The organism is Bradyrhizobium centrolobii (assembly GCF_001641635.1).
In the GTDB taxonomy this organism is placed as follows: domain Bacteria; phylum Pseudomonadota; class Alphaproteobacteria; order Rhizobiales; family Xanthobacteraceae; genus Bradyrhizobium; species Bradyrhizobium centrolobii.
The window spans coordinates 1-18,156 of record NZ_LUUB01000094.1 but is presented as its reverse complement, the minus strand read 5'-3'; the positions used below and the strand labels follow the sequence as shown (position 1 = coordinate 18,156).

Here is an 18,156-nt window from a genome sequence, read left to right as displayed (position 1 = left end):
GGCGGTTACGGTATGCTGTAGCCGCCTCTCATATAATACCCATTCTGATAGACGCCGGGCTGCTCGAACCTCTCGAGCATCCGCAAGTTTGCCTTGTTCAGGACCACGCCGAGCAGGCGATCGTGCAACTCGGGCTCGGCCATCAGGTGACGCCGCGCCGTCTTGACGCTGGTATTTCCCCACCCCACGACGAAGACGAAGGAGTCGATCACCGGGACGATCGCGCGAACGTCGACGACCGGCGCGAGCGGCGGAAGGTCGACGATGATGTAATCATAGGTCTGGCGCAGCCGGTCCAGCAGATCGCGAAAACCCTGTGAAGCCAAAATCTCGTCGGAATGGACGGGGGCTTCGGTCAGCAGCAGCGGAAGCAGCGCAAGTCCGGTCGTGGACTCTCGGCCCGTGGCCTGTGCGAGATCGAGCTTGCCGCTCAGCACCTCGAGCCAGCCGGTCTGCGGCCGCGGGGTCAGGGAGCGGGCGAGGGTGGGGTTGCGAAGATCCGCGTCGATCAGGACCACGCGCCGGCCAGCGTCGGCCATCAAGGCGGCGAGATTTGACGCGACAGTGGATTTGCCTTCGCTCGGCAACGTGGAGGTGATGCCGATCACCTTGGTGTCGCGGACGCTGGCCTGCAGCCATGCCGCCACCTTGATCGCGCGAAACGCCTCGGTGAACACGGAAATTGGATCGTCGACGGCGCGCCGCTTCAGGGAATCGGTGAACGTGTAGTGTTGTGCGTCTGGGGTTGCGTGCTGCGCCACACTTTGCGGCGAGGGCAGGCCGGCCGGATCGGCCTGGTCGCCCGAAACCGCGGCGCTGGATCGCGCAAGCGCGGGGACGGGAGAGGCAGACGCTGACGCCAGCGGGATCACGGACAGGCAGCGGGCGCGGAGCTCCTGCTCGGCCTGCCGCGCCGTGCGGAAGACGCCGTCGATCGCTTCGCGCAGCGCCGCAATCCCGACACTTGCTATCAAGCCCAGCGAGAGCGCGATGGCGAGAACCAGCGACGTCACCGGCTTGCTTTTCTTCGTCGGCGCGACCGCGGGGCTGATGATACGCGCGTCGGTGATCGGGAAGGACTGCTGCTGGATCGCCTCCATGTAGCGCTGGAGGAAGTTGTCGAACAGCGTGTGATAGACTTTTGCCGAGCTCTCGAGCTCGGCAAGCCCGAGGCGGTCGCGATTGGTGAGCTGTCCTTCCGAGACCAGCGCGGCGAGCGAGCGCTCCAGATTCTCCTCGCGCGTCCTGGCGATCTCGTAGTCGCTCTTGTAGCTGCCGGCGATCCGGCCGAGCTCGGCGCCGATATTCCGGCGGACCTCCTCCATCTGGTCGCGCAAATTGGCCGCCGCGGCGTGATCGGAGCCGTATCGTCCCGAAATATTGGCCTCGCGCGCCGAGAGGTCGAGATATTGATTGCGCAAGCGCGTGATGACGTCGTTCTTCAGGGTGTCTGCGACCGCGCCTTCGCTGACGTCCAGCTTCCGAACCTGCTCGATCCGGTCGAGGCGCGCCTTGGCGTCGCTGGTCGCGCCGCGGGCCGCGGCGAGCTGACTGTTCAGCTCGACCAGTTGCTGCTCCCCGATCAGCCGGCTCGAGGTGCCCGCGCCGGCGGAGGCGCTGCCGCCGCCGACATCGACGATGTTGTTCTTTTCCTTGAATTCCAGCACCGCGCGGTCGGCCGCCGTCGCCTTCGACTTCAGCTCGTTGATGCGGTCCTGTAACCACGCGCCGGCGCGGGTGACGGTCTGGTATTTGGCGCCGAGCTGATCGTCGATATAGGCCTCGGCGATCGCGTTGGCTACCCTCGCAGCGGTCGCGGCGCTCCTCGACGTATAGGAGATGTTCAGAGCATAGGTCTTCTCGGCGCGCGTGATGGTGCGTCGGGCGAGAAATTCATCGAGCGCCCGCTGCTCGCGCTCGTCGGGCGTGTCGGAGCCAAGACGCGGGAACAGGCTCCAGCCGCCCGCGCCGGTGAACTCCGGATCATCGGCAAGATGAAGGTCCTTGACGACCGCGAGGCCCAGCTTGCGCGAGGCGAGAATCTCGACCTGCGACCCCACCTGGAGCGTATCGAGCGGCACGTCGCCCTGCGGCTGAAGCTGGTTCTGGAGGACGCGGAGCGTGCTGCTGTCGATCAGCAGGGTGGCGGTCGCGGTGTACTGCGAGGGCGTGACCAGAAGATAGAGCAGGCCGAGCGCAAGCGCGGCAGTGGGGACGATGACGAAGACCCGGTATTGCCGTCGAACAAGGCCGGTCAACTGATCGATCACGGTCGACATCGAGCTCGAAGCCTGTTCACGCCCGGCGCCGTAGTCGACCTGCATTCTGCGCGGCAGCATATCCATCGTCGATCAAATCCTCGGCGTGTGGCCCGGCCGACACATGTGACTTATTCCTTCCGCCGCGCGGACGGCGATGGCGTGAACTGGTCGGACCGGCTGCTTGGGAGGAAACGGCGCGACCGCGACACAAGGGCGCGCCCCACCGCGCCGTCAGACCGGATCCATCACGCTCATCGCGTTATCTCTAACGAAGAAATAATACACAATTGCAACAAGGATCCGCGTGAAGCGCTGGAGGGGCTTGAATTCGGCGCGTCTGCGGTGTGATGAAGTATCGTTTGTTAACATAAGGAGTGATATGTCCTGACCGACTTGAACCGGCGGCGTGCAAGAGCCCAATTCCGGGGCAGGTCCTCGCAACCGACATCAAGCAGATCCGATCATGCTTCGGTCGTTTGCCGGATTTGTCACGCCCGGGAGGCGTGAGATGCGCGGATCGTTACAGCCGTAATGTTCCCTTCCGCACTCTCGCTGACGAGAGTGGAACGCACACTTCTAGGAACCATCACTGCAAGCACGAGTTGGCCGGTCGGGCAGGCTGAGACGTCACACGAGGCAGACTGTGCAAGAAGACGTGCGCGTGCGCTCCACGGCGCAGATCGCAGGCCATCCCATTCATCCGATGCTGGTGCCGATTCCGATCGCGTGCTTCACCGGCGCGCTGCTGACCGACATCGCCTATAGCGTGAGCGCCGAGATGATGTGGGCAAATTTCTCCGCCTGGCTTCTGCTTGTCGGCGTCATCTTCGGCGTGCTGGCGGCCATCGCCGGCCTGATCGATTTCCTCGGCAACCGCCTGGTGCGGGCGCAGATGCCGGCCTGGCCGCATCTGATCGGCAATGCCGTGGTGCTGATCCTGGCCATCTTCAACGTGCTGATCCACACGCGCGACGCCTGGACCTCGGTATGGCCATTGGGGCTCATCCTGTCGATCGTCACCGTCCTGATCCTGCCCGTCACCGGCTGGCTCGGCTGGGCGATGGTCTATCGCCATGGCGTGGGAGTTGCGCGATGACGTCCACATTTGCCCGCTTGATGTTATGCGCCTCGCTCTTGTGTCTCGCCGGCTGCAATGATGGCAGCGGCGATCCCAAGGCGCAGATCGGAGCCAATCCGTCCCTGCCGGACATCCAGCAATATCTTCTCCCGCCGATACACATCGCTCGCATCGTCGGCTGGAAGAAGGACGAGACGCCGACGGTCGCGCAGGGCTTGCAGGCCAAGCCTTTCGCGACGGGTCTGCAGCATCCGCGCGTGCCCTACGTTCTTCCCAACGGCGACGTGTTGGTGGTCGAGTCCAAGGCGCCGAAGGCTGCCGCGATCAAGCGACCCAAGGAGATCGTGATGGACTGGGTCGAGTCGTGGGCGACGTCCGGCGGCGATACCGGTCCCAGCAACCGCATCACGCTGCTGCGCGACAGCAATGGTGACGGCGTGCCGGATACGCAGAGCGTGTTCCTCGATCATCTCAATTCGCCGTTCGGCGTCGCGCTCGTCGGCAATGATCTCTACGTCGCCAACACCGATGCGATCATCAAATACCCCTACACCGAGGGCGATACCAAGATCACCGCGCCCGGCACGGTGTTGACCCCGCTTCCGGGCGGTCCGATCGATCATCACTGGACCAAGAGCCTGGTCGCGAGTCCCGATGGTGCGATGCTCTATGTCGGCGTCGGCTCCAACAGCAACATCACCGAGAACGGCATGGAGGCCGAGCACAATCGCGCCGCGATCCTCCAGGTCGATCGCGCCAGCGGCCGCTGGCGTATCTTCGCAAGCGGCTTGCGCAATCCCAACGGCTTGAGCTTCGAGCCGCAGACCGGCGCGCTGTGGACGGTGGTGAACGAGCGCGACGAGCTCGGTCCGGATCTCGTTCCCGACTACATGACCTCGGTGAAGGACGGTGGCTTCTATGGCTGGCCCTACAGCTATTACGGCCAGCACGTCGATCCTCGCGTCAAGCCGGAGCGGCCCGACCTCGTCGCCAAGGCGATCGTGCCGGACTACGCGCTGAGCTCGCATGTCGCGCCGCTGGGCCTTGCCTTCTACACCGGCACCAGCCTGCCGGACGCGTATCGCGGCGGCGCGTTCGTCGGCGAGCACGGCAGTTGGAACCGCCAGGTGCTGAACGGCTACAAGGTCGTGTTCGTGCCGTTCAGCAACGGCAAGCCGAGCGGGCCGGCGCAGGACGTCGTCACCGGCTTCCTGAACAGCGACAATCAGGCGCGCGGACGCCCCGTCGGAGTCGCCATCGACAAGACCGGCGCGCTGCTGGTCGCCGACGACAGCGGCAACACGGTGTGGCGTGTGACCTCCGTCCATCCGCAGCTCACGCAACGTTAAGCTCGGCGCCGCGTTGTTGCATCAGACGATCTCTGGAAGCCAAGCCAGGAGCTGGACAATGGGTCTCGCTCAATACGCGGTCGTGCCGATCCAGGATGAATGGGGCGTGCTGCACGACGGCAACGTCAACAGCAAATATGCCACCAAGGAATCCGCCTTCGAATCCGCGGTGGCAGCCGCCTCGCTGGCCCTTCGCCAGGGACATGAGGTTCATGTCAGCGTGCCCGGCCGCGAGGCGGGCGAGAACGCGGTCAGTAGCTAATGCGGCAGCGCGGAAACGCCGTCTTCAAGCAAAGTTCGAAAAGGAGGCTGTGATGACCAAGCCTCGTGAGCAGAATGGCGTCGAGCCGTCCCGGTCCGAAGAGGACATCCAGCGGGACCAGCTCGGCCCGCGCGGCGTGCCCGGAGCGCCGGACCCGGCCAAGATGACCCCGCAGCGCGACAAGAAGACGCCCAAGCACATCGATCCCGGCCACACGTCCTGAGCGGGCCGAGCGGGAGTATGCACCGTAGCTCTCTCTATTCGACCGAGCGGCAAGGTTGCCGTATCGGCGGTCGCCCAGATTAGGTTGCCTTTGTGATATCCGTTTTCGCAAAGTCGTCGCCGACATAGAGCAACGCGCAGCCGTGCTCTTTGGCTACGTCGTAAGCTGAGCAATCAGCGAAGTTGAGGTTGGCAGGATGGAGGCCTTTGCCCCAACGTGAATAGATTTGCGCTATTCGTTCGGCGGAAGCTTGCGTCACCAATATCACGTTCAAGCCCAGATCGTTGATCAGGCTCTTCATCTCTTGGTCCACGCCGCGCCGGGCCGCAACGATCAGGCTCTCGGCGACCGTAGTGGCCGAGATCAGAATTTCGTCGGCAGTTTCCAGCGCCGCGATGCAGGCATCGGCTTGCGGCTCATCGAGTACAATCGCCATGAGCGCCGACGTGTCGACTGCGATCATTCGGGCAGGCCGTCGTCACCAAAGAGGAAGTCCTGGCTGCGCGCCGCACTTGGTCCGGGCGTCGCTTTCGCTGCGCCGCTCCTCCGCGCCGCTTCAAGCACGGACCGTCGGGTGGCTCGGTCCGGCGGAAGCTTGATCGGAACGAGCCGCACTGCGGCGTGTCCATGCCGCGTCAGGATCACCTCGTCGCCGGCTTCTGCGCGGCGGACGAGATCGGTCAATTGTCCTTTGGCGTCCGTGACGGAGACCCGCATCTTATTGCCTCTCCTATGAGTTCTTAAAATGGTCTAGATAATGGTCCATATCAACTGCGCCAGCGTTTTTGCCCTGCGAATGACGCCTCTATGCCATTCGGAACCGACATCCCTCGACTCCGCGATCTACAGCTAAGAGATGTCTATCGATGTGATCTGCACCCTTGGGGCGGGCGACTGGCGGAATGCGGTTCTGGAAATCTGACGGTAGGCTCATCGGCGTCCTGCTGGTGCTCGCAATCACCCAACTCATCGGATGGGGCACGATAGGCCTTCCGGCGATCGTCGGCCGCGACCTTGCGGCCGATCTCGGCATGACCCTGCCGGCAGTATTTGCCGGCACGTCGGTCCTTTATGTCACCATGGGGCTGTGTGCGCCGTGGCTCGCCAGGGCCTTTGCGCGGCACGGCGCACGCAAAGTGATGATGGTGGGCACGGTTGTTGCCGTGCCGGGTTACGTCATTCTGTCTTTTGCGCGGGAGCCGATGCTCTATTTCGCCGCCTGGGTCGTTCTCGGTACGGCCGGCAGCGCCACGCTCTCGACCGGCGCCTATATCATGCTCAACGAGGTCGCTGGACGACAGGCCAAGAGCGCGATCGGCGCGCTCATGCTGGTGACGGGGCTGTCCAGCAGCATCTTCTGGCCGACCACGTCATTCCTGAGTGGTCTCGTCGGCTGGCGTGGGACGTGCATGGTCTATGCGGCCATGCTGATCCTCGTTTCGCTTCCGCTCTATGCCTTCGCGGCTCCGCGCCGGAGCATCGCGAAGAATGATGGCGGCGCGCAAGCAAAGCGCGCGGATACACCTTCGATTCCTCGGAGCACATTCGGCCTCGTCGTCGCCGCGATCACCCTCAATGCCTTCGTCAATTTCGGCCTGAGCGCTGTCCTCATCGAGCTGTTGAGGGCAGAGGGGTTGGCGCCCGCGCAGGCGCTTGCCTTCGGCTCGATGCTCGGCGTGATCCAGGTCAGCGCCCGCGGGCTCGATTTCCTCGGCGGCGGGCGGTGGGATGGAATCACGACCGGGCTCGTCGCAGGCACGGCGCTCCCCGTGGCCATGCTGCTCCTGATGATGAGCGAGGGGGCGACCTGGGCGGTCGCGATCTTCATCCTGCTCTATGGTGCCGGCAGCGGCGCGATGGCGGTGGCGCGGGCGACCATCCCGCTCGTCTTCTACGACCAGGCCGAGTTCGCCAAGGCGATGTCGATGATCGCGCTGCCGCTCAATCTCGCCTCCGCCGTCTCTCCGCCCGTTCTCGTCGGCCTGCTCACCCAGTTCGGCAGCCGCGGCGCGCTTGGTCTGACGCTGGTATTTTCCTGTGCAACGGTGCTGATCCTGGTTCTGCTCGGGCGTCGTCGTCCGCAGATCGCCGCTGCGGCCGCGACCTGACCCCGACAGGATAATATTCGTGGCGCGGAAATTCGCCGCCGCGGGCTGCTTTTGCTGCCGGGGCGGGGGATGGCCGCATGCCGCCAGTGCAGTGCTCAGGGGACAAAAATGGTGTATCCGCAGGGGGCGTGGCTAGGGCTTCAGCCGCCGCGCCAAGATCAGTTCCCCGGAGGAAACCTACATGTCGGCCTTGCCGCTTTCAGGCATCAAGATCCTTGATCTCACACGCGTGCTCGCCGGGCCCTTGTCGGCCCAGATGCTGGGCGACCTCGGTGCGGAGGTGATCAAGATCGAGCGGCCAGGCACCGGCGACGACGCGCGCGCCTTCGGCCCGCCCTATCTGACAGATCCCGAGGGCAAGGCGAACAACAACAACTCGTTCTATCTCTGCGCCAACCGCAACAAGAAGTCGGTCACCGTCAACATCGCCAAGCCCGAAGGGCAGGAGATTATCCGGCAACTCGCCAAGGACGTCGACGTCTTCATGGAGAACTACAAGGTCGGCGATCTCAAGCGGTACGGCCTGGACTACGAGACGATCAAGGCGATCAACCCCGGCATCATCTACTGCTCGGTGACCGGTTTCGGCCAGACCGGCCCTTACGCCCCGCGCGCCGGCTATGATGCGATCCTGCAGGCGATGGGCGGCCTGATGAGCGTCACCGGTCATATCGATGGTGAGCCTGGCGAGGGCCCGATGAAGGTCGGACCGTCGATCGTCGACTACATGACCGGCATGAACACCTCGATCGGGATTCTGTCGGCGCTCTACCATCGCGACGCCAATGGCGGGCAAGGACAGCACATCGACGTCTGCCTGTTCGACACCGTGATTGCCTCGCTCAGCCACTGGCTCCAGATCTACCTCGTCAACGGCAAGACACCGCCGCGCCGCGGCACCTGGGGTAACGGTGGCATGCCGGCCGGCGTGTTCCGCTGCGCCGACGGCGAACTGATGCTGGTGGTCGGCAATGACGGCCAGTTCCAGCGTACCTGCGCCGTGCTGGGCGAGCCTGAGCTCGCCAACGACAAGCGCTTCATCAAGAACAACGACCGCGTCGTGCACGGCAAGGAGATCATGGCGATCTTCGCTGGCCTGTTCCTGAAGAAGCCGGTGGCCTACTGGCTGGAAAAGCTTGAGGAGGCCGGCGTGCCGTCAGGTCCGATCAACAATTTCGAGCAGGTGTTTAGCGATCCGCACGTTCAGTCGCGCGGCATGCGGGTGAAGGTCAACCATCCCTTCGAGCCCGATCTCTCGCTGATCCGCAACGCGCTGACCCTCTCGGAGACCCCGATCAAGAACTACCGCGCCCCGCCGCTGCTCGGCGAGCACACCCAGGAGGTGCTCGGTGGCAAACTCGGTTATGATGCCGGCAAGATCGAAGCGCTGAAGCAGCAGGGCGTGATTTAGCCGCTTTCTTCGCCTCTCCCCGCTTGCGGGGAGAGGCCGAATTCGAGCGGAGCTCGAATTCGGGTGAGGGGGACTCTCCGCGAGTCCAACTCGCACCGTCCCCGCGGAGAGTCCCCCTCACCCCAACCCTCTCCCCGCAAGCGGGGCGAGGGGGCGCAGCTGCTCTGCGGCGACGGATTTAGCTAACGTGAATGAGTTTGCGAAGGCGGAGTAATTTGCATGACCACCGGCAAGACCATCATCACCTGCGCGATCACCGGCAATCTCACAAAACCCGAGCAGTCGCCATATCTGCCGATCACGCCCGAGCAGATCGCGACATCCGCGCTGGAAGCGGCCGAAGCCGGCGCCGCGATCGCTCATATCCATGTGCGCGACCCCGCGACGGGGCGGCCCTCGATGTCGATCGACCTTTACCGCGAGGTGATGGAGAAGATCCGCGCCCGCAACAAGAGTCTCGTCATCAACCTCACGACCGGCCCTGGCGGACGCTTCGTGCCGTCGATCGAGGATCCGCGCATCGCCGGCCCCGGCACCACGCTGCTCCAGCCCGAGAAGCGCGTCGAGCATATTGAGCTCCTCAAGCCCGACATCTGCACGCTCGACCTCAACACCATGAACTCCGGCGGCGAGGTCGTGATCAACACCCCGCGCAACGTCCGCATCATGGCCGAGCGCATGAAGGCGGCCGGCGTGCTGCCGGAGATCGAGCTGTTCGATTCCGGCGACTGTCATCTCGCTCGCGACCTGTTTGCCGACGGTACGCTGAAGGGGCCGGGCCTGTTCTCGCTCGTGTTAGGGGTGAAGTACGGCTTCTCCGCCACGCCTGAGACGATGTTCTATGCACGCAGCCTCCTGCCGCCGGGCGCGATCTGGTCCGGCTTCGGCATCGGCCGCGCTGAATTTCCGATGGTCGCGCAGGCGTACCTGCTCGGCGGCCACGTTCGCGTCGGCATGGAGGACAACCTCTATATGTCCAAGGGCGTGCTGGCGAAGACCAATGCCGAGCTGGTCGCGCATGCCGCGGGCATCCTGAAGAGCCTTGGTGCGTCCGTCGCGACCGCGGACGAGGCGCGGGCGATGCTCAGGCTTGGCTGAAACGCCTTACTCCGGCTGCTCGCGCCAGATGCACTTCGCCGCCTCGCGGACATCCGAGGGGCGGCTGCCGAACTGGCGACGGAAGGCGCGGTTGAAATAGGAGACGTCGCCGGTTGGCCTGAGCTACGCCTCGCGCAATGTGTCCTCGTTGCCGACCTTCCTCGGCAACGGCATGACGTGGATGCCGTTCGCAAGCCTCGCCTGGGTGCATGAGTTCTCGCCGAGCCGCGACGTCACGGCGACGCTGGTGTCAATGCCGGTTCCGGCCTTCATCGCCGAAGGCGCGCGGGCGGCTAGCGACGCCGGCCGCGTCGAACTCGGCTCGCGCCTCGCGCTGAACCGCTGGTCGGAACTTTCGGCGCGCTTCTCCGGCGAATTCTCGAACGCGGGCCAGAGCTATGCGGGAACCGGATCGTTGCGGATAAGCTGGTAGCGGGATCGTGACCGCGGTCGATGCGCGCGTCGCTTGGGCTTGCCTGGGGCTTGCGATAAGTCTCAGGTGAACCCGGTCCGTAGTCGACCCGGCTTCCACTTCTCGCCCGACTCTGATGCGATCTTCCCGTCATGCGCATCAGGGTGCGGGAGGGAACAAATGTCCTACACGATCGGGTTCCAGGCCAAGAACCAGAAGGCGGTCATGGCGACCGAGGCGGCCACGGCCAACCAGGCGGTTGCCGTCGTTGCGGCGCTGCAGAAGAGTGCCAGCGCCATCGAGTTCATCCGCTCGCCGCAGGAAGGCGACATGGGCATCGAGATGCTGCTGCTGCTCGCCAAGGAAGAGGCCGAGGAGATGCCGCAGCGGGTGTAGTCCCGCCCGCGATCACACTTCGAGCTTAGGCGAAACATGGCGGCCGCAAGATGATGTAGGCAGCCGCCATCACGCTTGAATCGAAGGTGGCCGCCCATGACACGCGAAGCGCTCCGCGTCGAACCGATCTCGACCTATCTCGACCGCTGGAAGGCGCCGGCTTCGCCGGTGACGCGCGCCGGCAACATGATCTTCGTCTCCGGCCTGCCGCCCTTCGATCCCGACACGGGCGAGATCGCGGCGGCACCGATCGAGCGGCAGAGCGAGCTCATCATGGAGCAGATGAAGCTGTGCCTTCAGACGGCGGGCGCGAGCCTCGACGACGTCATGAAGTGCAACGTCTACTGCACCTCGGTCAAACACTTCGCCGTCTTCAATGCCGTCTATGCGCGCTACTTCCCGGAGCAGCCGCCGGCGCGGATCTTCGTCTGCATCCCCGAATGGACCGGTCCCTTCGACATCGAGATCGACTGCATCGCGATGGTGTGAGGTTCAACGCGTGTCGCGTGCGAGCGCGCGCGCCGGGGGCCTGGTCTCCGCCTTGCCGGCGGTCAGCGCCATCGTCGCGACGCTGACCACGCGCGCGATCACGTCCTCAACGTCGTCGAGGTCGCACTTGCCTTCGGACAATTTGGTCAGCCGCTCGCTCTCGCGGATGGTGTGGTGCGCCATCGCGAGCGCAAAATTCAGGCCCCAATAGATCTCGACGTCGCTGCGGTCGGGCAGGGACCTGCGCATCGCCGAGACGAATTTCCGCAAATGGTCGATCTCGCGGTTCTTGATGCGGCGGATCGGCGGCACGGATTCGATCGAGGCACGGATCATGAAGCGCGCCGCGGTCGAGCGCTGGTTCTCAGGGCCGAGGCAGCCGCGCAGCGTCGGGCCGACGAGTGCATGCAGGATCACCTCGATCGGCGCGCGGCCGCCGCCTTGTTCTTCCGCTGCCTTCAATTCGCGCAAGCGCTCGCGGTTGGTCGCGATCGAGCGCGTCACGAACAGCTCCGCGATCAATTCGTCCTTCGAGCCGAAATGATAGTTCACCGCAGCTAAGTTGACATTGGCATCCGCGACGATGTCGCGCAGCGTGACGTCGCCGAAGCCGCGATCGGCATAGAGCCGTTCGGCGGCGGCGAGAATGGCGGACCGGGTGTGATCGCTGGCCATGGCTCTTTTTCCGTCATTCCGGGGCGCGCGTAGCGCGAACCCGGAATCTCGCGCCGCAATCTCGAGATTCCGGGTTCGACGCTGGCGCGTCGCCCCGGAATGACGAGGGCGGGGCCTCAAGGGTTGCAATTCAAACAGTTGTATGAAACTATCGTTTGAAGGCCGGGAAAAGTCAATCCGCTTGATGGAATTATGCTGCCGCCCGCGGCGATGGTTCCACCAGCATCCGCAAAGCCGCCGAATGGCGCTTGCTGGTCGCGCACGGCGGGAGGACAGTCCGGCGCAAAACCGCTTTGCAAAGAAGACGAGGAGCGTCCCATGGATTTCGATCTGTCGCCCAAGCAGAAGGAATGGCTCGATCGCGTGCAGTCCTTCATGACCAAGCACGTGCGCCCGGCGGTGCCGATCTACGACCAGCAGGACAAGAGCGGTGACCGCTGGAAGGTCATTCCGATCCTGGAAGACCTCAAGAAGAAGGCGAAGGCCGAAGGCCTCTGGAACATGTTCATGCCGCCGTCCGAGCATGAGGACGATGAATTCCGCGGCGCGGGATTGACCAATCTCGAATACGCGCTGCTGTCGGAGCAGATGGGCCACATCTCCTGGGCCTCGGAAGTCTTCAACTGTTCCGCGCCCGACACCGGCAACATGGAAGTGTTCATCCGCTACGGCTCCAAGGAGCAGAAGCGCAAATGGCTGCGCCCGCTGATGGATGGCGAGATCCGCTCCGCCTTCCTGATGACGGAACCGGCGGTCGCATCGTCCGATGCGACCAACATCGAGACCCGCATTGAGCGCGACGGCGATCACTACGTCATCAACGGCCGCAAATGGTGGTCGTCCGGCGTTGGCGATCCCCGCTGCAAGATCGCGATCCTGATGGGCAAGACCGATCCCAAGGCGGCCAAGCATCAGCAGCAGTCGCAGATCCTGGTTCCGCTCGACACGCCTGGCATCAAGGTCGAGAAGATGCTGCCGGTGTTCGGCTTCGACGATGCGCCGCACGGGCACGCCCAGGTGCTGCTTGAGAACGTGCGGGTGCCGAAGGAGAACATCTTGTTAGGGGAGGGCCGCGGCTTCGAGATCGCACAGGGCCGTCTCGGCCCGGGCCGTATCCATCACTGCATGCGCACCATCGGCAAGGCCGAGGAGGCGCTGGAGAAGATGGTGAAGCGGCTCGCCTCGCGCACCGCGTTCGGCAAGAAGATCGTCGAGCATTCGGTGTGGGAGCAGCGCATCGGCGAAGCCCGCACCAACATCGAGATGACGCGTCTGCTGTGCCTCAAGGCCGCCGACATGATGGACAAGGTCGGCAACAAGACCGCGCAGGCCGAGATCGCCATGATCAAGGTCGCAGCCCCCAACATGGCGCTGAAGATCATCGACGAGGCGATCCAGGCCTTTGGCGGCGCCGGCGTCTCGGACGAAGCGGGCCTTGCCAAGGACTACGCCCACATCCGCACGCTGCGGCTCGCCGACGGCCCGGACGAGGTGCACAATCGCGCCATTGCCAGACTTGAGATCCGGAAGTATGCAAACTCTCCCAATCATTAAGCGGGAGAGCACGGTGGTGCTCCCGACTTGAAGAAACGACAGGGCACGATCCGCATTCGGAATGACCGCTTGACGCAAGTGCGTCAGCGGTTACCGATTAGGATCATGCACCGACTGAAGAGGGAGCGTCATCGTGGCTGACGGCGTCAGGAAAGACGAGGAGTTCTCGGGCACCAAGCCGGTCGAGGAGCGGCATCGTTTCGACGAGCTGCGGCTCGACGCCTGGCTGCGCGAGAACGTCGAAGGCTATGAGGGCCCGCTGGTCGTCCTGCAGTTCAGGGGCGGTCAGTCCAACCCGACCTACCGCCTGGACACGCCGAACCGTTCCTACGTGATGCGCCGCAAGCCGTTTGGCAAATTGCTGCCGTCGGCGCACGCGGTCGACCGCGAATACCGGGTGATCGCAGCCCTCGGCAAGCAGGGCTTTCCGGTCGCGCGGGCCTATGCGCTGTGCCAGGACGACAGCATCATTGGAGCTGCCTTCTACATCATGTCGATGGAGGAGGGCCGCGTGTTCTGGGATCCGACGCTGCCGAGCCAGGATCCGGATGCGCGGCGGAAAATCTTCACCAGCAAGATCGAGACGCTTGCGAAGCTCCACATGTTCGATCCCAACGCGATTGGCCTCGCCGACTTCGGCAAGCCCGGCAATTATTTCGCGCGGCAGATCGACCGCTGGACCAAGCAGTACCGGGCGTCCGAAACGCAGCACATTCCGGAGTTCGAGAAGGTCGCCGAGTGGCTGCCGAAGACAGTGCCGGAGCAGGCGCGCGTCTCGATCGTCCACGGCGATTATCGCCTCGACAACATGATTTTCCACGCGACGGAACCGCGCGTGCAGGCCGTGCTGGATTGGGAGCTGTCGACGCTCGGCGATCCCATGGCCGACTTCACCTATCTGTTGATGCAGTGGATCATGCCGGGATTGCAGGGCGTCGATCTCAAGGCGCTCAACATCCCGAGCCTGGAAGAGGCGGCGCAGATCTATTGCAACGTCACCAGGATGAGCGTGCCGGACCTCAACTGGTACTTCTCCTACAATCTCTTCCGCCTCGCAGGCATCACGCAGGGTATCGCGGGCCGCATCCGCGACGGCACCGCCGCAAACGCCAAGGCGCTCGAATCCGCCAAGCGCACCGTGCCGCTGTCGAAGGCATCATGGGAATACGCGCAGAAGGCGGGCGCGGTTTAGGGAACGAAGGCGCGGCCGATGGCCGCGCTTTTTTCTTGCGCTCCTCTCGTGTCCCGGACGCGGTGCAGCACGAAGTGATGCACCGCAGAGCCGGGACCCAGTTATGTCGCTAGAGAATTCAACTCGTGCGTAAGATCGCGCCAGTTCGGATTGAGTTGCTCGATTAGTTTGAGCTTCCACGCACGTCGCCAACGCTTAAGCGAATGCTCGCGCGCGCGCGCCTCAAGCACCGAATCGAAGGATTCGAAATAGACCAGCAAGGTTACACCGTACTGACGCGTGAAGCCGGGTATGAGTTTGGCTTTGTGCTCCGTCATTCTGCGAGCGAGGTCGTTAGTGACCCCGACATAAAGAGTGCCGTTTCGCTTGCTCGCGAGGATGTACACGAAGAAGGGCATGTTCCATGCAACTGGCGTTGACGAGCGTCACGACCTAGGATTGCATATTTGAGCGGTGGCGCCAATCCTTCTGGGTCCCGGCTCTGCGGCGCGTCACTTCGTGCCGCACCGCGTCCGGGACACGATATCTTCGTTTCACGGACTCGGCCCGAAAAAGTGGTAGGCGCGCTTCGCGTTGCTCGACCTACAAACTAATCGGGCCAACGTAGAAGAAATGCCTCGCGCGCCAAGAGATTTTGGCAGTGGGTGGTCCCAACCTCGCGCGCCCAATTCTGCGCTTCGTTAAGCGTGCGCTGTAGATCGGCCAACGCTTGCGCCTGCCAGTGAATTCGATCGTTACCAAGCGGAAGAGTTTCAGTCTCCGAAGCGATGCCAACGAAGGGAAGAATGTCAGGATCGTCCTCAAGCTTCGCCTTGAAACGGCACTTCGCGATCATTCTCGCACCTTCTATTGGGGATGTCCTCCCCGATACCAGATCTCGGGCCGTTTCGAGAAGCAATCGGCGTGCACCGACTACTTCGGATTGATCCCAGCTCATTGCTGCGCTTCAATCCTTCGTACAATGCGCGATCAGCTTCTCGACGAAGCCCGCGCACTTCATGAGCTCCGCCATCTCGACGAACTCGTCCGGTGTGTGCGCCTGCGCGATCGATCCCGGCCCGATAACCACTGACGGCACGCCGGCCATGCTGACGAACAGGCCGGCCTCGGTGCCGAAGGCGACCTTGGCGTGGTCGTTGCGCCCGGCGAGGCTTTTGGCCAGCGTGACGATGGCGGCGTCAGCGGCAGTGTCGAGCGCGGGATAGTCGAGGATCTCCTCGAAATCGATGCCGCATTCCGGATGCTTCGTCTTCATCGCCGGCTCGAGCTCGGCCCTGGCCCAGGCAATGATCGCGTCCGTCACCTGTTTTGACTCGGTGATGCCGATACCGCGGCATTCGAACTCCACGGTGCAGTGATCGGGCACGATGTTGAGGGCAGCACCGCCGTGCACGATGCTGGTGAGCAGCGTGGTGTGCGGGACGTCGTAGAGATCGTCACGCGCACCATTGCTGGCGAGCTTCACGGCGCGGCGGCGGATCTCGGTGATCAGCTCGGCCGCATATTCGATCGCGTTGACGCCATCAGGCGCGATCGAGGAGTGGCGGGCAAGCCCGCGGAAGCTCGCGCGCACACCATGCTTGCCCTTGTGGCCGATGATGACCTGCATCTGCGTCGGCTCGCCGACGAAGCAGCCGAGCGGCTTGATCCTCTTCTTCGCGACCTCGCCGAGCATCGGCCGCACGCCGACGCAGCCGATTTCCTCGTCATAGGAGATCGCAAGATGGATCGGCGTCTTCAGCTTCGCCTCCAGCATCTCCGGCACCATGGCGAGGCAGACGGCGACAAATCCCTTCATGTCGGTGGTGCCGCGGCCGTAGAGCCTGCCGTCGCGCTCGACCAGCTTGAATGGATCGTGGCTCCAGTTCTGCCCAACGACAGGCACCACGTCGGTATGTCCCGACAGCACCAGGCCGGGGCGATCCTCCGGTCCGATCGTGACCCACAGCGAAGCCTTCTGCCCGGTCTCATCGACGATGCGCTCAAACCTGACGCCGAGTGAGGCGAGGTAGCTCTCGATATGGGCGATCAAGGGCAGGTTGGAACGATCGCTGACGGTGTCGAAGGCGACGAGGTCGGCGAGGAGTTTGCGGATACGATCGGGTCTTGAACTTGGCATTTTCCAGGTCTGGTCAGGGGATTGCGGAGGCTGAGGCGGCTTGCACACACCATACCAACCCCGCGGTCCGATGAGCAAATCAAGACGGTGGGTCGGATGCAGCTCGTCGCCCGGATGAAGCGGAGCGAAATCCGGGACTTCGGCCTCCCTTTCGCCAAAGCCTCCGGATTGCGCTTCGCTCCATCCGGGAAGACCTTGCGCTACAAGACCTTGCGCTGCCCGACGGGCAAAGCACACGAGCGCTGGGTCAACTCGCCGGTGCAAAGATATTTCACTTTACCGAAATTCGGAATTATCGTATGTTTCGCCTCACTCCGGCCCAAGGAAGAGTGGGCGTATCGCGATCGTCACGACACGCGGGCCGGACGGCGGTGGACGCTGGCAGCATCGGCGCGAAGGCCTTCGCAGGGCGGGCAACCGTGAGCGGAGGCGTCGCGCACACGACCGGTGCGATCAGCGTACGGCAAAAACGTGTGGTCCTGGCGCCCGGAGCCTGTGCGCCAAGTCTTGCGGTGATGTGACGATCCAACCGGACACGCGCATCAGCCATCCGCAAGGTGACGGGGGCAATAGTGCATCGCTCCCCGGGGAGAGCGCGACATAAGCCGTTCCAACCATCGCGCAGGGAAGGCCGGGATGTCTCCGGTTGCCCTGTGGTTTCTCCGCCTGTGCTTAAGCACACGCACATTTTGGTGCACAGGCGGCCATCGGAGCCAGCCGGCTCCCGGTCTTCCCTGCGCCCTCTTTCATTGAGGGTGAGGCGACGAAGCAAAGCTCGGGCGAAACGCGCCGCGAGAATGCGAGGGTGTGCCCGTTCAAGGAAACGTCTCGTGCCCCGGACGCAGCGCAGCACGAAGTGATGCGCTGCAGAGCCGGGGCCCACGCGGCAGTGGTCTGCGCGGTATTCTGGGTCCCGGCTCTGCGCCGCAACGCCGACGCGTTGCAGCGCGTCCGGGACACAAGAGTGATGGATGTAGTTACCCCGTACTCCGTCATTGCGAGCGCAGCGAAGCAATCCAGAGTCTTTCCGCGGCGACAGTCTGGATTGCTTCGCTACGCTCGCAAATGACGGTGTCTGTCGAGGCAGAATGCACATCATCTCCCCAACGTCGTCCCGGCGAAGGCCGGGACCCATAACCCCAGGGAGTAGTTTGGCGAAGATTAGTTGTTCGGTACTCATGCCAACCGCGCTCGATAGATTCCGCGGTTGATGGTGTGGACGGCCCCCTACGGCATCAGTGTGCCAGAATGAGGTTGTCAGAAACTCATTCGCAGGAGCCGTCCGTGAGCCAGATTATCCGCATTGGGATGGATACGTCGAAGTATATTTTTCAATTGCATGGGGTTGATGCATCGGAATCGGTCGTGCTTCGCAAGCGGCTGAGCCGCAAGGCGATGCTGGCGTTTTTTGCCAAGCTGCCGCCGACGGTGGTGGCGATCGAGGCCTGCGGGGCTGCTCACCACCTGGCGCGAGAGCTTGGCAAGCTGGGGCACACGGCCAAGCTGATCGCGCCGCAATTGGTGAAGCC

General features: G+C 63.6%; 19 protein-coding genes and 1 pseudogene. 13 read left to right on the top strand and 7 right to left on the bottom strand.

What is annotated here, in order from left to right; genetic code table 11:
- Positions 1-5: 5 nt before the first annotated feature.
- Positions 6-2,339 carry a polysaccharide biosynthesis tyrosine autokinase gene (locus tag AYJ54_RS34420; RefSeq protein WP_201724296.1) on the bottom strand — a complete coding sequence of 778 codons (2,334 nt, stop codon included), beginning with the start codon at positions 2,337-2,339 and terminating at the stop codon, positions 6-8.
- Between the two features lie 565 nt (positions 2,340-2,904).
- Between AYJ54_RS34420 and AYJ54_RS34415 the strand changes: the two genes are divergently transcribed.
- From AYJ54_RS34415 to AYJ54_RS51575, 4 genes are read left to right on the top strand one after another with little or no spacing between them, the layout of a single operon-like run.
- Complete coding sequence (locus AYJ54_RS34415) at positions 2,905-3,357, top strand: DUF2231 domain-containing protein (protein WP_063706173.1); 453 nt, start codon at positions 2,905-2,907, stop codon at positions 3,355-3,357.
- Positions 3,354-4,688, top strand: a complete 1,335-nt coding sequence (locus AYJ54_RS34410) for a PQQ-dependent sugar dehydrogenase (RefSeq protein WP_063706171.1) — start codon at positions 3,354-3,356, stop codon at positions 4,686-4,688. Before AYJ54_RS34415 ends, AYJ54_RS34410 begins: the two co-directional genes overlap by 4 nt.
- Before the next feature lie 58 nt (positions 4,689-4,746).
- Complete coding sequence (locus AYJ54_RS34405) at positions 4,747-4,950, top strand: DUF2188 domain-containing protein (protein ID WP_063706170.1); 204 nt, start codon at positions 4,747-4,749, stop codon at positions 4,948-4,950.
- A gap of 52 nt (positions 4,951-5,002) precedes the next feature.
- A complete protein-coding gene (locus AYJ54_RS51575) occupies positions 5,003-5,173 on the top strand; it encodes a hypothetical protein (protein WP_201724295.1) in 171 nt (56 codons plus the stop codon).
- 79 nt (positions 5,174-5,252) lie between these two features.
- Here AYJ54_RS51575 and AYJ54_RS34400 read toward each other — a convergent pair whose 3' ends face one another.
- Together AYJ54_RS34400 and AYJ54_RS34395 are read right to left on the bottom strand one after the other, a co-directional pair.
- Positions 5,253-5,636: a type II toxin-antitoxin system VapC family toxin gene (locus AYJ54_RS34400; protein WP_063706168.1), complete on the bottom strand. Its 384-nt coding sequence runs from the start codon at positions 5,634-5,636 to the stop codon at positions 5,253-5,255.
- On the bottom strand, positions 5,633-5,890 hold the full coding sequence (locus AYJ54_RS34395) for a type II toxin-antitoxin system Phd/YefM family antitoxin (protein ID WP_063706166.1): 258 nt from the start codon (positions 5,888-5,890) through the stop codon (positions 5,633-5,635). The genes AYJ54_RS34400 and AYJ54_RS34395 overlap by 4 nt, the downstream gene beginning before the upstream one ends.
- Before the next feature lie 185 nt (positions 5,891-6,075).
- Between AYJ54_RS34395 and AYJ54_RS34390 the strand changes: the two genes are divergently transcribed.
- The 6 genes from AYJ54_RS34390 (at position 6,076) to AYJ54_RS34365 (ending at position 11,087) form a co-directional block, all read left to right on the top strand.
- Entirely contained in the window at positions 6,076-7,281 is a 1,206-nt protein-coding gene (locus AYJ54_RS34390; RefSeq protein WP_063706165.1) for an MFS transporter, read from the top strand.
- Between the two features lie 181 nt (positions 7,282-7,462).
- Complete coding sequence (locus tag AYJ54_RS34385; RefSeq protein WP_063706163.1) at positions 7,463-8,692, top strand: CaiB/BaiF CoA transferase family protein; 1,230 nt, start codon at positions 7,463-7,465, stop codon at positions 8,690-8,692.
- Between the two features lie 219 nt (positions 8,693-8,911).
- On the top strand, positions 8,912-9,790 hold the full coding sequence (locus tag AYJ54_RS34380) for a beta-keto acid cleavage family enzyme (protein ID WP_063706161.1): 879 nt from the start codon (positions 8,912-8,914) through the stop codon (positions 9,788-9,790).
- Positions 9,791-9,938: 148 nt separating this feature from the next.
- Entirely contained in the window at positions 9,939-10,223 is a 285-nt protein-coding gene (locus tag AYJ54_RS34375) for an autotransporter domain-containing protein (RefSeq protein WP_063706159.1), read from the top strand.
- A gap of 159 nt (positions 10,224-10,382) precedes the next feature.
- Positions 10,383-10,598 (top strand): hypothetical protein, encoded by a 216-nt coding sequence (locus AYJ54_RS34370; RefSeq protein WP_063706157.1) that lies wholly within the window; start codon positions 10,383-10,385, stop codon positions 10,596-10,598.
- Positions 10,599-10,694: 96 nt separating this feature from the next.
- On the top strand, positions 10,695-11,087 hold the full coding sequence (locus AYJ54_RS34365) for a RidA family protein (protein WP_063706155.1): 393 nt from the start codon (positions 10,695-10,697) through the stop codon (positions 11,085-11,087).
- Positions 11,088-11,090: 3 nt separating this feature from the next.
- Here the strand turns inward: AYJ54_RS34365 and AYJ54_RS34360 are convergent, their stop codons facing one another.
- Positions 11,091-11,762 (bottom strand): TetR/AcrR family transcriptional regulator, encoded by a 672-nt coding sequence (locus AYJ54_RS34360; protein ID WP_063706153.1) that lies wholly within the window; start codon positions 11,760-11,762, stop codon positions 11,091-11,093.
- Positions 11,763-12,080: 318 nt separating this feature from the next.
- Between AYJ54_RS34360 and AYJ54_RS34355 the strand changes: the two genes are divergently transcribed.
- On the top strand, positions 12,081-13,316 hold the full coding sequence (locus AYJ54_RS34355; protein WP_063706151.1) for an acyl-CoA dehydrogenase family protein: 1,236 nt from the start codon (positions 12,081-12,083) through the stop codon (positions 13,314-13,316).
- A gap of 133 nt (positions 13,317-13,449) precedes the next feature.
- Positions 13,450-14,508 (top strand): phosphotransferase family protein, encoded by a 1,059-nt coding sequence (locus AYJ54_RS34350; protein WP_063706149.1) that lies wholly within the window; start codon positions 13,450-13,452, stop codon positions 14,506-14,508.
- 101 nt (positions 14,509-14,609) lie between these two features.
- Here AYJ54_RS34350 and AYJ54_RS34345 read toward each other — a convergent pair whose 3' ends face one another.
- The 3 genes from AYJ54_RS34345 to argE form a co-directional block, all read right to left on the bottom strand.
- Entirely contained in the window at positions 14,610-14,906 is a 297-nt protein-coding gene (locus tag AYJ54_RS34345) for a GIY-YIG nuclease family protein (RefSeq protein WP_063706148.1), read from the bottom strand.
- A 191-nt stretch (positions 14,907-15,097) separates the two neighbouring features.
- Positions 15,098-15,343, bottom strand: a complete 246-nt coding sequence (locus AYJ54_RS34340) for a hypothetical protein (RefSeq protein ID WP_063706146.1) — start codon at positions 15,341-15,343, stop codon at positions 15,098-15,100.
- 111 nt (positions 15,344-15,454) lie between these two features.
- On the bottom strand, positions 15,455-16,627 hold the full coding sequence (gene argE / locus AYJ54_RS34335; protein WP_063706144.1) for an acetylornithine deacetylase: 1,173 nt from the start codon (positions 16,625-16,627) through the stop codon (positions 15,455-15,457).
- Between the two features lie 1,284 nt (positions 16,628-17,911).
- Between argE and AYJ54_RS34330 the strand changes: the two are divergent.
- Positions 17,912-18,156, top strand: a pseudogene (locus AYJ54_RS34330) (IS110 family transposase); the annotation flags it as partial.

What these genes read in the sequence shown, in the direction of transcription:
- AYJ54_RS34370 (WP_063706157.1), top strand. Translation starts at nt 10,383, where the DNA reads ATGTCCTACACGATCGGGTTCCAGGCCAAGAACCAGAAGGCGGTCATG.
- AYJ54_RS34340 (WP_063706146.1), bottom strand. Translation starts at nt 15,343, where the DNA reads ATGATCGCGAAGTGCCGTTTCAAGGCGAAGCTTGAGGACGATCCTGAC.
- argE (WP_063706144.1), bottom strand. Translation starts at nt 16,627, where the DNA reads ATGCCAAGTTCAAGACCCGATCGTATCCGCAAACTCCTCGCCGACCTC.
- AYJ54_RS34400 (WP_063706168.1), bottom strand. Translation starts at nt 5,636, where the DNA reads ATGATCGCAGTCGACACGTCGGCGCTCATGGCGATTGTACTCGATGAG.
- AYJ54_RS34345 (WP_063706148.1), bottom strand. Translation starts at nt 14,906, where the DNA reads ATGCCCTTCTTCGTGTACATCCTCGCGAGCAAGCGAAACGGCACTCTT.
- AYJ54_RS34395 (WP_063706166.1), bottom strand. Translation starts at nt 5,890, where the DNA reads ATGCGGGTCTCCGTCACGGACGCCAAAGGACAATTGACCGATCTCGTC.
- AYJ54_RS34360 (WP_063706153.1), bottom strand. Translation starts at nt 11,762, where the DNA reads ATGGCCAGCGATCACACCCGGTCCGCCATTCTCGCCGCCGCCGAACGG.
- AYJ54_RS34385 (WP_063706163.1), top strand. Translation starts at nt 7,463, where the DNA reads ATGTCGGCCTTGCCGCTTTCAGGCATCAAGATCCTTGATCTCACACGC.
- AYJ54_RS34355 (WP_063706151.1), top strand. Translation starts at nt 12,081, where the DNA reads ATGGATTTCGATCTGTCGCCCAAGCAGAAGGAATGGCTCGATCGCGTG.
- AYJ54_RS34405 (WP_063706170.1), top strand. Translation starts at nt 4,747, where the DNA reads ATGGGTCTCGCTCAATACGCGGTCGTGCCGATCCAGGATGAATGGGGC.
- AYJ54_RS34410 (WP_063706171.1), top strand. Translation starts at nt 3,354, where the DNA reads ATGACGTCCACATTTGCCCGCTTGATGTTATGCGCCTCGCTCTTGTGT.
- AYJ54_RS34390 (WP_063706165.1), top strand. Translation starts at nt 6,076, where the DNA reads ATGCGGTTCTGGAAATCTGACGGTAGGCTCATCGGCGTCCTGCTGGTG.
- AYJ54_RS51575 (WP_201724295.1), top strand. Translation starts at nt 5,003, where the DNA reads ATGACCAAGCCTCGTGAGCAGAATGGCGTCGAGCCGTCCCGGTCCGAA.
- AYJ54_RS34380 (WP_063706161.1), top strand. Translation starts at nt 8,912, where the DNA reads ATGACCACCGGCAAGACCATCATCACCTGCGCGATCACCGGCAATCTC.
- AYJ54_RS34420 (WP_201724296.1), bottom strand. Translation starts at nt 2,339, where the DNA reads ATGCTGCCGCGCAGAATGCAGGTCGACTACGGCGCCGGGCGTGAACAG.
- AYJ54_RS34365 (WP_063706155.1), top strand. Translation starts at nt 10,695, where the DNA reads ATGACACGCGAAGCGCTCCGCGTCGAACCGATCTCGACCTATCTCGAC.